Origin of the sequence: Paenibacillus phytohabitans (assembly GCF_013141775.1) — a bacterium.
Taxonomy (GTDB): Bacteria; Bacillota; Bacilli; order Paenibacillales; family Paenibacillaceae; genus Paenibacillus_AQ; species Paenibacillus_AQ phytohabitans.
Genome location: NZ_WHOB01000029.1, coordinates 1 through 14,883 on the forward strand (window position 1 = coordinate 1; position 14,883 = coordinate 14,883).

Here is a 14,883-nt window from a genome sequence, read left to right on the forward strand (position 1 = left end):
CAGTTCTGCTACTGCGGCCTGAACATCCTTTACCTATTTCAATCCACGCACTCCACACGGAGTGCGACCATCCGCACAGCCTAGTGCACAACCTACAACAGATCCATTTCAATCCACGCACTCCACACGGAGTGCGACAAGCCCGCCACGACAGCCGTGACGGATGTAGAGATTTCAATCCACGCACTCCACACGGAGTGCGACCAAAATGGGACCGGGAGGAAAAAATATTATGTTATTTCAATCCACGCACTCCACACGGAGTGCGACAAGCCGTAACTCGCGTAGGCGGTAAAGCTGTATTATTTCAATCCACGCACTCCACACGGAGTGCGACAGCGGAAACCAGCACATTCCATGCTGTTCCTGCATCAATTCACTGCACTTTCCCCGAAACGATACTACAATAAGTATCGATCAGCCGTTGACTTTTCTTAAACAATCGCTAACTTAGAAGGTTTCGTCAAATTCTGAGGTGCGAAGGACCCGGGGATTTCATGGGAGCTTGCCATTCGCACTGATCATCTTCTACCTGTTGATCCAGGATTATATTCTGCAAAAGTAATTAATTCCCTCCTAAGTATGAAAAACCGTCATCAGAAGAATCAGCAAACCGCTTATCAGCCCGAACAGTTCGAGTGCAAACATTCGGGAACGTTTTTTCCGGAAAAATATAATAGAGGGATGGGCCAGACCAGCCGCCATATACAGGAGAGACAGCAGCAGGCCAAAGCTGAGCAGTGAAAATATAGGGTTATCCGCCTGGGGCACACCGAGGAAAATGACCAGCAGAATGAGCGCAGTCAGCAAGTAGAGGAACCAGCGGGTAAACTGGATAGCTAGTCCGGATTGTACCGGGAGAGTGTTATCTGGGGCTTGCTGTTCACGGGCATGCTTCTCCAGTGCCCGCCGAAACTCCTCGGGATTTTCGTTGCGCATTCGCTGCAGTTGGTTTGCATTGTCGATTCGCTGCTTCAGGCTTCTGAACATGCGGTTCTCTCCTCTCCATTGCTGCCTCTCGTTATACTATGCTACTGATTCTCACGCTCTGCCTATTTCTTTCCCCATCCTACCCCTGCAGCGCCTTCCGCACGCTCAGAATATACTTCGCCTGATCCAGCGGGTTCACGCCCCGGCGGGTACGCTCGGCAGTGACGTCCGGCGGACACGGTTCATAGCCGGCAAAAAAGGAAGTAAACGTGCTCCGCCCCTTCGTGTAGGAGCTTAAGGTCACAGGATAATCGAGCGAGGTTGCCAGCGGCAGCCTGCCTTCGATGATCATCCGCTCGCCCTGCAGCACGGGCGGCTCGAAGGTGCCGCGCATCTGCACGAGGTCGTTCATCACGCGGCCGCCGTTCTCCTCCGGCACGACGATGCGCACCTGCAGGATCGGCTCCAGCAGGCTGGTGCCGGTATGGGCCAGCCCATCCATGATGGCCATAGGCGTAGCCACGGCAAAATCCAGCGGATGGGTATGCCACACATGGTGGTTCCCCTCCACCAGTGTGATCTTGAGGTCGGTGACCTCCCACCCGCGCAGACCCTGCTGCAGCGCCTCCGGCACGCGGCGGGCCGTCTCGTTCTGGTATTGCGGCAGCAGATCGGAGCTGCGCACCAATGATTCATAGACGAGGCCGCTGCCCGGCGGGCCCGGCTCAATCTGGAACCTCAGAATCGCCCAGCACGGCTTCGGCATCAGGTACGCAACGTAGCCTTCACCTGCGCGGCTTGGCGTTTCCCGGTAGATCACCGACGGCTGGCCGAAGGTAACCTTCAGCCCGAATCGCTCCTGCAATACACTATCCAGAATCTCCAGCTGGATCGGCCCCATCACCTTGATATGCAGCTCCCGCTCCTCCTGCAGCCACTGGGTATCCAGCAGCGGGTCCTCGTCGGCCAGCTCCTGAAATGCGGCAATCACCTTATGGTCGTCGGCATCCGCTCCCCAGAAGACACGAACGGTCAGCAGCGGGACGGCAAGCTTCGCCTCCTGCGGAATGGCCTCCGGCCGGCCCAGCACATCGCCGATCCGCACGCCGGACAGCCCATAGACTACGGCGATGTCCCCCGCTTCCAGCGCCCCCACATCCTCGGTGCGTCCGCCTTCGACCTTGCGGATCTGCGTCACCTTGACCTGAACCTCCTGCGTATAATTCATCACCGTATCCCGGTTACGGATAGTTCCTTGATAGAGGCGCACGAAGGCCATGCGGCCCATGCTTTTGTCACGCTGGATGTTGTACACGATACCGGACACCGGCTGCTCCGCATCTCCGCCCGCGCGGGGGAAATACTCGGTCATGGCATCGAGCAGCGCCGTGACACCGAGACCTTTGGCCGCTACGCCATACACCAGCGGATACATTCTTCCTGCGGCCGTCCGAACGGCCAGCTCTCTTTTCCACTGCGCCAGATCTGCCGTACCGCCCGCCATATACAGCTCCAGCAGCTCCTCGTCCCGCTCCGCGAGCGCTTCCAGCAGTTCTGTCCGCGCCGCCGCGTCTGCGCCTTCACTCCATAAATCCGCCGCCCCTATGTATTCCCGTTCCCTATATAAGGGCTGCTGCACAGGCACAATATCCCCGGACAGATAGGTCCGAGCCTGAGTTAGCACAGCGGCTGGATCCGCGCCGATCCGGTCCATTTTATTCACTAAGATGAGCGTCGGAATTCCCAGCTTGCGCAGCGCATTCCAGATCATCTCACTCTGTGCCTGCACGCCCTCCACTGCTGACAGGATCAATACCGCACAATCCATCACCCGCAAGCTGCGCTCCACCTCGGACAGGAAATCCACATGCCCCGGGGTATCGACCAGGTTCATCTGCACTCCCCGCCACGAGAATGATGCCAGAGCCGCCCGCACAGAAATCCCCCGCTGCCGCTCCACCTCCATGGAATCCGTCAACGCTGTTCCGCTGTCCACACTGCCAAGTGCGCGAATCCGTCCGCTCTCATACAAAATATGCTCCGTCGTAGTCGTCTTCCCCGCATCTACATGGGCAAAAATCCCCACGTTGATCCGTTCAACCCTCTGCCGCTGAATCATCTATGTTCTCCTGTCATAAGCCGAATGTATGGATGCCTGATAGTGTTTGAATCCGTTTACTGATTCTACTTCAAGTGTACAGCCAAATGCCGTTAATGTTCAATCGGTAAGCACTTTCCCGGATGACGGCCCCGCGGTCTGCTGATACTAACAACAACGCGCCTTCTGCAATTAGGTTACTTGGTGACAGACGCACTTCACTCAGCTCAACAACAATTTTTTCAGCTTATACAGATCTGCCTGCAACATTTCAGCCCCTTTAGCCATCTAAGAGTATAAGAGGTGAGGCACAATGAAGAATAAATCATCATTCCAGAAGCGCGCTACAAAAATCACTCTAGCGTGCAGCATTCTGGCGGCAACAGTATCGTTCGGAGCATCGGCTTCTGCCTTTTCGGATCTGAAGGGCAATGCGGCCGAATCCAAAATCAATGCACTCCATCAAAATGGCATCATTAACGGAATTACCAGTGATATGTTCGCACCGAAATCCAAGCTGACTTACGCCCAAGGCCTGCAGTTCATCGTCAGCGGACTCAAGCTGTCTCCGCAGAATACAACCGGCAGCAAAGCCAGCGATTACTTCGACAAGGTAAAAGATAACGCATGGTATGCCTCCGCATTCGTGGCTGCCAAGCAGAGCGGATTGTCTCTGGACAAGTCCATCGACCCCAATGCGGCAATGACGCGGATCCAGTTCGCTCATTTGCTGACCCAGGCGCTGCAGAGTAAAGGGAACTTCCCGGTTACGCTGATGTATGCGAATATCACGGATGGCGGCAAGCTGTCTACAGCGGAGATGAACAGTCTGCAGATTCTGGTCAATACCCGCCTGATCACGCTGGAGAAGAACAATACCTTCCGTCCGAATGAACCGGTTACCCGTGCGGAAGCCGCTGTCCTGATCTATGACGCAGCCAAATTCGCCAAAGAGGTAATCACTCCGGATGACAGCGCCACTGCTCCGGTTAATGACTATGAAGCAGCGGTTACGCTGGAAAAAGCGGCAACTGGCGTAAACAAAGCCACTGTCACTGTTGAGAATCTGCCTACCTCGGGTTACAACCTGTCGATTGAGCGGATCGAATTCGGCGCTAACCAAACAGCAGTGGTCTATTTCAAAGTGACTGCTCCACCTGCGGGCTCCATGAATCTGCAGGTCATCTCTACCGCCTCCGCCGTGACTTACCTGCCTGAAGGGTATACAGCGGTAGCCAAATCCGTGACTGGTTCGGCTTCTGCTGCCGCTTCTTCCGCAGGGATGTAAGTCAGAAATACAGCGGGTACTGCTTGATACCATGACACATGACACATGGCAGTAACCTATAAACGCATATACCTCAAAAGAAGCCGCATCACCGTTGGATAACCAAGGGGATGCGGCTTTTGGCGATTATACTAATAATTGGCGCTTTCAGTCCTTACGTTAAGGTGTCCACTGATCATGAATGATCCCTACAAGGATATGATCCTGACCATTCTTCTCGAACACCAGCCGCAGGCTGCGCCAATCCATGCCCTCTGCGGAAGGATCGATCCCCTTGATATAATAATCAACGTAATCATGAGTTTCCTTAGGATACACCTCGTTGATATTATTCACGGTTGTACCTTGCCCCTGGCTTTGATTCACAGTAACTTCAGCCTTCCCTGCAAAATCCTCATCGTACACATACTGCTTATAATAATCCGCAAAGGTTAACTCCATCGACTCGCCTGAACCTGCGGACTCTCCCCAATTACGCTTCAGCGGGTCCTTCATCGCGCCGGTCAGCTCATCCTGGCTTAACACAATATCTCTTTCCGTTTGAACATAGGCGTAAGGGGAGAAGCGTACCCCTCGGTCCCGGTGTACCCACGCGGCGAGCGTCTCCATATTCCCGCTCTTCAGCGCTCGCATTACTGTAGTTGCCGCTTCCAGCGCTGTAGGCGGTGTGCCTTCCTCCGGCGGTCCGGGGTCTTCCGCTACCGGAGGTGGTTCCGTAGCTTCAGGACTTGGTGCTGCCGTTGCCGCCGGTGCCGGAGAAGCAGATGGTGATGATACTGCCGCAGTAGTCGCCGGGGCAGATGTCTGAGTCTGCTCCGGTGTGGATGTGGTCCCCGGCGCCGCTTCCGGCGCTGAACTGCAGGCTGCAAGCATTAACATTCCGGCCGTCAACGCGGCGAATCCAATTGATCTTGCCTTATACATGATATCCCTCCTCATGCTGCCATTCTTACCCTTGTAGACGCTGCCCGGCAAGATATAGTTGCAAGGCGCCTGTCACTTGGGGAGGTAAGCGGTGGGAGGGGCTAGTTAACAGATTTGCAGCAGACGAACGATTTCACCGTCGATTACTTCTTCACTGGCTTTTAGAAACCCTAAAGCTTCATACATTCTTCCCGCAATTAGATTGTCTGGCCGGTGCCCAATCATGATTCTTGTACAACTGGAATTACTCATGAACTGAATCAATGTTTCCATTGCAGCCTTGCCATACCCTTTGCCTTGATGCTTGTGATCAATCATTAGGGCAGGAATCCAATAGTTATCATCCTTGTCCATCAACATATTTAGATTCGGCAATCCAATACACCACAAGTGCAGGAAAAATATTAAACTGTTCCGGCTTAACCGTAAGCTGGGTGCATTCATACCAATTATTAATACACACTGGCTTTAATTCAACTGCCATACGAACTTCCTCCCAACTTTCACTGCGCGGATATCACTGTGTAGAGGAATTCATCCTAAGTGATTATTAATCCAGCTCTGTATACAATCTGATCTCCTGCCGTCCCGTTTGGAAACCCACGGATGCGTACAGGGACAGTGCCGATTCATTGGTGGTCATGGCGATAAGCTGCGCCTGCTCCAGCCCGTGCTCCTTCAGATACGCCAGGGCGCGGACCAGCAGGGCCTTGGCGATCCCGCGTCTTCTCCATGGCTCACGGACAAACACGTCCTCGATAATGCCGTTCTTATCCTCCTGCCAGACCATCAGACTGCCGGCCACCTTGCCTTCATCCAGTACAACAGCCGATGTCCAAAGCGGATGCTCCTGATACTCCAGCAGACGCTCCAGCCCCAGCGGGACATCCGGCCAGATCTCCGCCTCCAGTTCCAGATAAGCTTCTCTCTGCTCCGGTGAATCCAACTGAACCCACGCTGATTCAAGACCTGCCGCAAGCTCAACCGCAGGTATAGGTTCGTTCAAGTCACGGTGGAGCGTATATAACCGGCTATGCGGCAGGTAACCCAGATGCTGTGCGAAATAAGTGTTGCAGTTCTCTTCTGCGGCATAATTCCCCGTACACAGAACCGTTCCGTATTCCCGGGACAGTGTCCCCTTCAGTTCATGCGCCCGTTCCAGCAGAAGGGAGTAGACACTGTCCAGCAGTCCGGTATCCTGTTCACGCCCGGGCAGTGTTTTCAGATTCACAAAAATCTTATGTTTGCTTCCAGGCAGACGTCCCGGAGGAACCACATTGAAGATCTGCAGCTGGCCTTTGGCCACCATTTTGTCCCCTTCAAAGGCACAGATTACATTCTCCCAATTGCTCTCCTCCCCTACCCACCAAAAAAGCACATCCTCCTGTGCAGACACCCGCGCATACATTTCCCCAAGCGCCGCCATATCGTTCTGTCCGAAATTCCTGATCACTCTATTGCTCAATACCGGTCCGCCACCTTCTGTTTTTGTTCATCATAACACTGTGTGGAAGAGGGATTAAGATCATTAACAATTATAACTATTCTCTACCGCAGCTTGGCCCGGAACGTTACATCTGATATTTGGGATTGCCAAAAAACGGCTGCGCCGTCCTGGTCAAGGAAGCGCAGCCGTCCGGCTGGTCATATGGGTTGTTCTTGGGTTGGTTCTGATTTGGGTCTTATTTCTGTCTTGATTGGTTATTAGCCCTGGTGTTTCGTATTCGTTTCTTCTGCTGCGGTATTCGCTGGCTGATCATTATTAACAGGTTAGTTTGCTGGAGCTCCATAGTGACTATCCAAGATCCAGTTGCCCGGGTGCTCAACTCCACTGTACATGTTGGCCTTCTTCCTTGCGGACTCCAGAGACGTTATTTTGCGAAAATAGCCTGTTTTGCCTCCTTTGCGGACTCAGAAGGCGTTATTTGATCTTTCGGGCATGTCAGCAGGCCTCGAGCCATGAAATAGAGGCCTTTGAGTCCGCAACTACGATCAAAACGCTGATTTCAGCAAAATAGGGTCATCTGAGTCCGCAACAGTTCGTGCAATAGAGCTCAGACAGTCAGTTTCCGCGTGTTCGGGAAGCCCGGCCCAATGGGCCCGGCTTCCCTTGTGCCGCGAGTCTGTGCCGGCCCCGGCATCTGCCGCTTGGCCCTATTTCACGCTGCAGGCCACCTATTTCGCTGATCTGACTTCTCGCATAGCCAGCCTCGTATACCGCCTGCCCTTGCTTCAACCTGCCAGCGATACCGCCGCCCTGCTTCACGCTGCCGCCCAGCTTGCAGCGCCGGTCTGACTTCTCGCATGGCCAGCCTCGCATACCGCCTGCCCTTGCTTCAACTTGCCAGCGATACCGCCGCCCTACTTCACGCTGCCAGCCACCTCACGCGGTTGGCGCATGGTCAGGCTGACGCGGCCCTTCTTCAGGTCGACGCCCATCACCCAGACGGTGACATTGTCTCCCACGGAGACCACGTCCATCGGGTGCTTCACGAAGCTGCCGCTCAGCTGGGAGATATGGACCAGCCCGTCGTTCTTGATGCCGATATCGACGAAGGCGCCGAAATCGATCACGTTGCGGACGGTTCCCTGCATCTCCATGCCGGGAACCAGGTCCTCGATCTTCAGCACATCCGTGCGGAAGATCGGCAGCGGCAGCTCCTCGCGCGGATCGCGGCCCGGGCGCTGCAGGCTCTCCAGGATGTCGCGCAGTGTAGGCACGCCGACATCCAGCTTCACAGCCAGCTCGGCGGCATCCTGCACCTCCAGCTGCTGCGCTACTTCCTTGCTGCCGAGCTTCTCCACATCGAGGCCCAGCTCGCGGAACAGCCGGTCGACCACCGGATAGGATTCCGGGTGGATCGGCGTGCGGTCCAGCGTGTTATCCCCTCCGGGGATACGCAGGAAGCCGATGCACTGCTCGTAGGATTTCGCGCCCAGGCGCGGCACCTTCTGCAGTGCCTTGCGCGTGGCGAACTTGCCGTTCTCCTCGCGGAACTTCACAATATTCTTGGCGATCGTCGTATTGACTCCCGCCACATAGGACAGCAGCGAGGCCGAAGCGGTATTCACGTCGACACCGACGTGGTTAACCGCCGACTCCACGACGCCCTTGAGGCTCTCTTCCAGATGCTTCTGCGACACATCATGCTGGTACTGCCCGACACCGATCGCCTTCGGGTCGATCTTCACCAGCTCCGCGAGCGGGTCCTGCACGCGGCGGGCGATGGAGGCGGCGCTGCGCTCCGCCACATCCAGATCCGGGAACTCCTCCTGCGCCAGCTTGGAGGCCGAATACACGCTGGCCCCTGCCTCGTTAACGATCAGGTAGGCCAGCTCAGGATTCCCGACCTCGGCAATAACCTCGGCCGTGAACTGCTCCGTCTCCCGCGAGCCGGTGCCGTTGCCGATTACGATGAGCTGGATGCCATATTTGGCAATCAGCTCTTTGAACTTGGCCGCCGCCTCTTTCTTCTTGTTGTTCGGCGGCGTCGGATACGTGACCGCTACCTCCAGCAGCTTGCCGGTATCGTCCACAACGGCCAGCTTGCAGCCGGTGCGGTAAGCCGGGTCTACGCCCAGCACATGGCGGCCCTTCACCGGCGGCTGCAGCAGCAGGCTGCGCAGATTTCCGGAGAAGATGGAAATCGCCTGCGCCTCCCCTTTTTCTGTCATCTCCCCGCGCACCTCGCGCTCGACGGAAGGTACGATCAGCCGTTTGTAGGCATCCTCGGTCACGGCTTCGAGCAGCTCTTTGACCGGGGACGGACCCTTCACCAGCTTACGGATAATGAAAGCGTGAATCTTATCGGCAATAATCTCAATGCCGACCTTCAGCACATTCTCCCGCTCCCCGCGGTTGATGGCCAGAATACGGTGCGGCGGCATTTTGTGCACAGGCTCACGGTAGGAATAGTAATTCTCATATACGCTCTCCTGCTCCGCATCCTTCGCTTCGGAGACCAGAATTCCCTGGCTTGCTGTATACTGGCGCACCCAGGAACGGATGGCCGGATCATCGGCAATATTCTCGGCAATGATATCCATTGCCCCTTGGACAGCAAGCTCCGCACTGTCTACACCTTTATCCGCATCTATATATTTGGCCGCTTCTTCATAAGGATTACCCTGGCGGCGCTGCTCCATGATCCAATCGGCAAGCGGCTCCAGCCCCTTCTCCTTGGCAACACTGGCCCGTGTCTTGCGCTTCTGCTTGAACGGACGGTACAAGTCCTCCACTTCCTGCAGCTTCACAGCCTTCATGATCTGCGCCTGCAGCTCCGGGGTCAGCTTGCCCTGCTCCTCAATGCTGCGGATGACATCCTTCTTCCGCTCGCCGAGGTTGCGCAGATATCCAAGCCGTTCTTCGATATCGCGCAGCGCGTTCTCATCCAGCTCTCCGGTCATTTCCTTGCGGTACCGGGCAATAAACGGAATCGTGTTGCCTTCATCCAGCAGCCCCACCGTAGTCCGCACCTGCTTCAGGCTGATGCCCAGTTCCTTCGCAATTGCTGCAGTAATCAGTTCCTGCTCCTGGCGGGCAGCCGCATCTTCCGCCGCTTTACCCGCCCCATTAGTATCAACGCTCAAGTATATCCCTCTTTCTATACGCAGTCTGAGTTCATAACTCTCTACTAAAATACTATCACAGTTTGCCGCAGGACCAAAGTTTGGCACGGTAAAGTACCCCCGCAACGCAAGCTACCAAACCGGTGATAACTCAGCAGATTTGCGGGGACCCCAAAGCATATTCCGCCCGGAAGGCGAAATATACAGCTTACCAAGGTTAATTGGACCCTACCTTGCATACCTTTACCTTTCCCGTTTAAGGTTCCCTCAGGCACCCACCCGCTCTGCAGCAATAGCTGGATAAACGTATCTTATTTTAGCTGTTTTGGAGCATTCGAGTGTTTTAGTTGGATAAACGTCATTTAATTCCATGCACTTCCTCAACTTTGGCTAATATGCCTTATATTAAGTGCTGTTTTTCCAACTGCTGTTTCAGAGGGGCTTCTCCACTTATGAGCAAGTGGAACAAATCCAACTCCCTGTCCCGCTACAGCATCCCCCTGGCTAATGAGGAGGTTCCCGGTGTCTTTACCCGCCCCAGCGGAGTTATACAAAAAACGGCTACACCGTCCCTCCCGGGACAGTATAGCCGTTACATAACCTATAACGCTTGGACATGGTTGTATAAGTATCCAACCTTCCCCTCCCGTTACCGCATCACCGGACTCCGCCGGCTCCGTTTCCGCCGCCCGTAACTCAGCGACATGAGGAAGCAGAGCACCATGACGAGCGCAGCCGCCGCATAAGGGAAATTCACATCCATGTCGAACAGGATTCCGGCAACAATCGGGCCGGCAATATTGCCAAGACTGGTGTAGGCAGAGTTCATCCCCATGACAAACCCCTGCTGCGATTCATCCGCCATCTTGGAGAGCTGTGTGCCGACGGCGGGACGGAGAATATCCATCGCCAAGAATACGATGAAGGTCACTGCAACAATAGCTGCGAACCCGTGAACGAACAGCGTGAGGAAGATAGACAGTCCGGCAATGAGCAGACAGATGGAGATCACTCTATTTTCGCCGAAACGGTTCAAAATCCAGCTAAACACCGTAACCTGAACCAACGCACCCGCAATGGAACCGAACGTCAGGACAAACGCAATATCCTTGGGGGTGAACCCGAACTTATGATCCACAAACAGCCCGAACACTGTATCATAATTAGCCAGCCCGAAGGAGAGCACGAATATGATCACCAGACCGAAGAAATAAGGCTCGCGGTAAGAGCGCAGCATCTGCATTCCCAGATTCTCCTTGTTACCCTCATCAGACTTCGCTACATCACGCTTCTCCGCAGACAGTGATTCCGGCAGAACGGCAAAAGTAATGAGTGCGACAACGGCAGCCGCTCCGGCAGCGACGAAAAAAGGGACCCGGATGCCGAGCTCAGCCAAATATCCGCCAATTCCCGGCCCGATGATGAATCCCGTAGTAATGGCCGCATTGATCAAGCCCATACCTTTGGCGCGTTCTTCAGAAGAGGTCGTATCCGCAACATAAGCCATAACCGCCGGCATAATCATCGCCGCACCCGCACCGCCGAGCATTCTGGATACGAAGAGCAGCCAGGGCACATTAGCCAGACCAAAGAGCAGCTCCGACAAGGCAAAGACAATCAGTCCGGCGATAATGATTTTTTTGCGGCCCATCCGGTCCGACCAGTTCCCGGCAAACGGTGATACCAGCAGCTGCGTCAGGGCAAAAGCGGCCACCAGCAGTCCGACAACACTCCCGCCAATGCCCAGCTCATTCATGTAGGTCGGCATAATAGGGACAACTAGACCAATCCCCGTGAACGCCAAAAATATATTCAACATCAGGAGCAGCATCGCGCCCCGGTTTCTTAGTAATAATGACATTGTAAATCCCTCCGTAATTCCCGGGCAAATCTTCAGGCTCCAGGTGTGCTTCATTTCATGTAATAACAGTCTCTCCCATTAACGGGCGAAGAACTCATAACGGCGCGGGTACAGCTGCTTGCATAACGCCGTGGACAAGACCGACCATCCGGTCTATTTAAAAAATAGTAATTCATACGCTTCGCACCGCAAAAAATTATCCCTATCTTTCACGCAGAAACAGCCTGAAAGCGATATGTAATATCGCTGCTTCGAAAGCAATAAGCTCCTATGAATGAAGCTTAGCCGTTTCTGCTTGTGGATTAAAAATCCCGTTTACCGTTCAGCTCTCCCGGGTACGCAGTCCTTGAAGCAGCAGCTGAATGGCCCCGCGGTAATATTCCCTGATATCCTCTGGCCCCTTCGCGAGTGCTGTAATCTCGCTGACCCTGCCGATCCCTTCCAGCATGCCGCTGACGATGGTCACATAGTTGTCCAGATTGCCTGGAATCAGATATCCGGAATCCATACCCTCCTGAAGCAGGTCACGGCAGGCCTGTGAAGCAGATTCGTAGATCTGCGAGAGCCGCTGGCGCATATCTTCGGTAAGCGTACGGGATCTGGCGTATTCCTCCAGTGCATGAATCAGCGGATTCTGGAAGTCATTCGCGTAATGATCTCCCAGCGCGAACAGCCTGGCTTCCGTCCCGGTGATCTTGCTCCGCAGCTCCTCCCACTCACAGAGCCACTTCTGGGTATCATCCTCCACCACATACAGGAACAGTTCATCCTTGCTGGGAAAATGATGATACAGGCTGCCCTTGCTGACCTTGGCAGCTAAGCAGACTTCATTCATACTTACCGCACCATAACCCTTATGTGCGAACAAATGTGAAGCATTCTGCAGAATACGGTTCTTGGTTTCTTCTCCATCCGAGCGTCCTTTGATATGTATCCCCCCTATAGACCGACTGACCGGTCTAATTGTAACATAAGGTCAAGCCCTTGCACAACACCCGGTGGGACTGCCAAATAATCCATCCACACTGCAGGGCATTATCTTCAATCATTACTCCGCTACTTTCCGTCGACCCCGAACGTATTCATTCTTATCCTTGTAAAAAAGGCATGCCGGATACAATCTCCGGCATGCCTTTTAGTACAATTATTGATGTCATAGCCCTATAAGGTTCAGAAGTCAATCAGACCCAGGCTGATTTGCAGCGAATCATCCACCAGCTTCATGGTCTCATCGTCCAGGTGGGTGATCTTATCGGTTAAGCGTTGTTTGTCAATGGTCCGAACCTGCTCCAGCAATATAACGGAATCCCGGTCAAAGCCATGGGCAGCCGCATCAATCTCCACATGCGTCGGCAGTTTGGCCTTCTGGATCTGGGCAGTGATAGCTGCCACAATTACAGTCGGGCTGAAGCGATTGCCAATGTCGTTCTGAATGACCAGTACCGGCCTAACTCCGCCTTGCTCTGAACCCACGACCGGTGAAAGGTCGGCAAAAAAAACGTCGCCGCGTTTAACAATCAATATTTACACCCCGCTTACTAAGCGGCCAAGAGTACTGTCTGCATCTTCCTCTGCGAGAAAGGCCTCGCTTGCCATGGTCAAATTAATCTTAGCCATTTCCATGTATCCCCGCTGCATCGACTCCCGGATGGTACGTTTCCTCCGTTCAGTCAAGTACAGCTTCATGGCCTGCCTGATCAATTCACTACGGTTAGAGTTCTCCAATTGAACGATCCCATCCACTTCCTGCAAGAGATGATCGGGCAAGCTGATCATGATTCTTTTGGTGTTCTGCAAATTGGCCACCTTCTCTTCCACCCCCACAAACCTTCTGCCCTTGTGTTCCAGTGTTACAATATACAAGGAATTTTATACAAGGAATATATGCCGCCAGTATATCAAGTATGCTGCATCCCATTATAAACTAGAAATGGCGGTTCGTATAGACTATAAGTCACACGCTCTATACGGGTTAGTCCTTATTTTCAATTCCTGCACAAGGTCCCCTGGTCCGGGCTTCAAGTCTGCAGCAAGGGATTCACGAGGTTGGGTAACATACCTTCGCGTACATATACGCGGGGCACCCGGTGAGCCAGCATACAGATGACTTCGTAGTGAATCGTCCCAAGATGGAGCGCCAGTTCGTCTGCCGTGATCGACAAGGCTCCCTGGCGGCCGATGAGTACAACCTCTTCGCCAGCTTTGATTTGTTCCGCTTCTTCAGCGAAAGATTTGAGTGATACCATACACTGGTCCATGCAGATTGTTCCGACGACAGGAACGCGGCGTCCGCGTATTAGCACCTCCGCTTTGCCCGTTAGCATGCGGGAATATCCGTCAGCGTATCCCACGGGAAGCGTAGCGATAACCTCATCGCTGTCCGTGAAATACCGGGTGCCGTAGCTGATGCCTGAGTCAGGCGGCAGGGTCTTGATATAGACAGCCTGCGTCTTCAGCGTCATTACCGGGTGTAAAGCCACCAGCTCGCGGTTCACCTCACTTGAAGGATAGAATCCGTACAAGCTTATGCCTACACGCACCATGTTGCTGGATAAGAGAGGTGTATCAATGGCCGTAGCGCTATTGCCCGTATGTATGATCGGGATCTTAATATCCATGTCCCGAAGCGTTTCCGCCACGCTCATGAAACGTCGGTGCTGCATCAGTGTATAGCTTTTGTTCTGTTCGTCTGCCTTAGCAAAATGAGTAAACATGCCCTCCAGCTCCGCCTGCGCTACTGAATGCACTTCAGCAATGAAAGCAGGTGCATCGGCCGGCAATAATCCCAGCCTGCCCATCCCGCTGTCAATCTTGATGTGCACCTTCAGCCGGTGCTCCTTCTCTACAGGAAGCGCTCTAACAGCTTCCAGTACTTCCGGTGTGAACAGTGTTACGGTAACGTTATTCTTCCAGGCAACGGCTATTCCTTCAGGGGAGGTGTAGCCCAGCACCAGAATAGGAATTAGTATTCCCGCCTGACGCAGCTCCAATGCCTCATCCAAAAAGGCGACACTAACATAATCCGCTCCAAGTCGTTCCAGCTCCCGGGTCACTTCCACGGCACCGTGTCCGTACGCATTTCCTTTGACGCATCCCATGAATTTGGTCTCCGGCAGCAGTGCCGCCCGGAAAGCCTCATAATTGGCACGCAAATCATCCAGATTGATCTCGGCTACTGTCGGTCGATAGCTTGCTTGCACTTCAGGTTCACCT

The 14,883-nt window shown here is 54.0% G+C and carries 14 protein-coding genes and 1 CRISPR repeat array; of the genes, 1 reads left to right on the forward strand and 13 read right to left on the reverse strand.

What is annotated here, in order from left to right; all coding sequences use genetic code 11:
- The first annotated feature begins 35 nt into the window (after positions 1–35).
- Positions 36–337: direct repeats of the CRISPR family, unit length 33 nt; unit sequence ATTTCAATCCACGCACTCCACACGGAGTGCGAC.
- A gap of 239 nt (positions 338–576) precedes the next feature.
- Both GC101_RS11700 and GC101_RS11705 read right to left on the reverse strand, forming a co-directional pair.
- On the reverse strand, positions 577–990 hold the full coding sequence (locus tag GC101_RS11700; RefSeq protein WP_171717413.1) for a hypothetical protein: 414 nt from the start codon (positions 988–990) through the stop codon (positions 577–579).
- Positions 991–1,069: 79 nt separating this feature from the next.
- Positions 1,070–3,049, reverse strand: a complete 1,980-nt coding sequence (locus tag GC101_RS11705) for a GTP-binding protein (protein ID WP_171717414.1) — start codon at positions 3,047–3,049, stop codon at positions 1,070–1,072.
- 292 nt (positions 3,050–3,341) lie between these two features.
- Here GC101_RS11705 and GC101_RS11710 point away from each other — a divergent pair, with 292 nt between their 5' ends.
- The gene (locus GC101_RS11710; RefSeq protein WP_171717415.1) at positions 3,342–4,316 is read left to right on the forward strand and encodes an S-layer homology domain-containing protein; all 975 of its coding nucleotides are present in this window, start codon (positions 3,342–3,344) and stop codon (positions 4,314–4,316) included.
- Positions 4,317–4,475: 159 nt separating this feature from the next.
- Here GC101_RS11710 and GC101_RS11715 read toward each other — a convergent pair whose 3' ends face one another.
- The 11 genes from GC101_RS11715 to alr form a co-directional block, all read right to left on the reverse strand.
- Positions 4,476–5,240, reverse strand: coding sequence for a hypothetical protein (locus GC101_RS11715; protein WP_171717416.1), 765 nt, complete (start codon positions 5,238–5,240; stop codon positions 4,476–4,478).
- Between the two features lie 105 nt (positions 5,241–5,345).
- The gene (locus GC101_RS11720; RefSeq protein WP_336101715.1) at positions 5,346–5,558 is read right to left on the reverse strand and encodes a GNAT family N-acetyltransferase; all 213 of its coding nucleotides are present in this window, start codon (positions 5,556–5,558) and stop codon (positions 5,346–5,348) included.
- Positions 5,559–5,580: 22 nt separating this feature from the next.
- Positions 5,581–5,724, reverse strand: a complete 144-nt coding sequence (locus GC101_RS36100; protein ID WP_246354301.1) for a hypothetical protein — start codon at positions 5,722–5,724, stop codon at positions 5,581–5,583.
- A 66-nt stretch (positions 5,725–5,790) separates the two neighbouring features.
- Positions 5,791–6,705 carry a GNAT family N-acetyltransferase gene (locus GC101_RS11725; protein WP_246354302.1) on the reverse strand — a complete coding sequence of 305 codons (915 nt, stop codon included), beginning with the start codon at positions 6,703–6,705 and terminating at the stop codon, positions 5,791–5,793.
- Positions 6,706–7,302: 597 nt separating this feature from the next.
- A complete protein-coding gene (locus GC101_RS11730; RefSeq protein WP_171717417.1) occupies positions 7,303–7,560 on the reverse strand; it encodes a hypothetical protein in 258 nt (85 codons plus the stop codon).
- Between the two features lie 41 nt (positions 7,561–7,601).
- Positions 7,602–9,764 (reverse strand): Tex family protein, encoded by a 2,163-nt coding sequence (locus tag GC101_RS11735; protein WP_216626578.1) that lies wholly within the window; start codon positions 9,762–9,764, stop codon positions 7,602–7,604.
- Between the two features lie 694 nt (positions 9,765–10,458).
- Complete coding sequence (locus GC101_RS11740; RefSeq protein WP_171717419.1) at positions 10,459–11,670, reverse strand: MFS transporter; 1,212 nt, start codon at positions 11,668–11,670, stop codon at positions 10,459–10,461.
- A gap of 322 nt (positions 11,671–11,992) precedes the next feature.
- Complete coding sequence (locus GC101_RS11745; protein WP_343049672.1) at positions 11,993–12,634, reverse strand: TetR/AcrR family transcriptional regulator; 642 nt, start codon at positions 12,632–12,634, stop codon at positions 11,993–11,995.
- Positions 12,635–12,840: 206 nt separating this feature from the next.
- Complete coding sequence (locus GC101_RS11750) at positions 12,841–13,191, reverse strand: type II toxin-antitoxin system PemK/MazF family toxin (RefSeq protein WP_019913013.1); 351 nt, start codon at positions 13,189–13,191, stop codon at positions 12,841–12,843.
- 3 nt (positions 13,192–13,194) lie between these two features.
- Positions 13,195–13,476, reverse strand: a complete 282-nt coding sequence (locus tag GC101_RS11755) for a CopG family ribbon-helix-helix protein (protein ID WP_039307597.1) — start codon at positions 13,474–13,476, stop codon at positions 13,195–13,197.
- A 212-nt stretch (positions 13,477–13,688) separates the two neighbouring features.
- On the reverse strand, positions 13,689–14,870 hold the full coding sequence (gene alr / locus GC101_RS11760) for an alanine racemase (RefSeq protein ID WP_171717421.1): 1,182 nt from the start codon (positions 14,868–14,870) through the stop codon (positions 13,689–13,691).
- Positions 14,871–14,883: the final 13 nt, after the last annotated feature.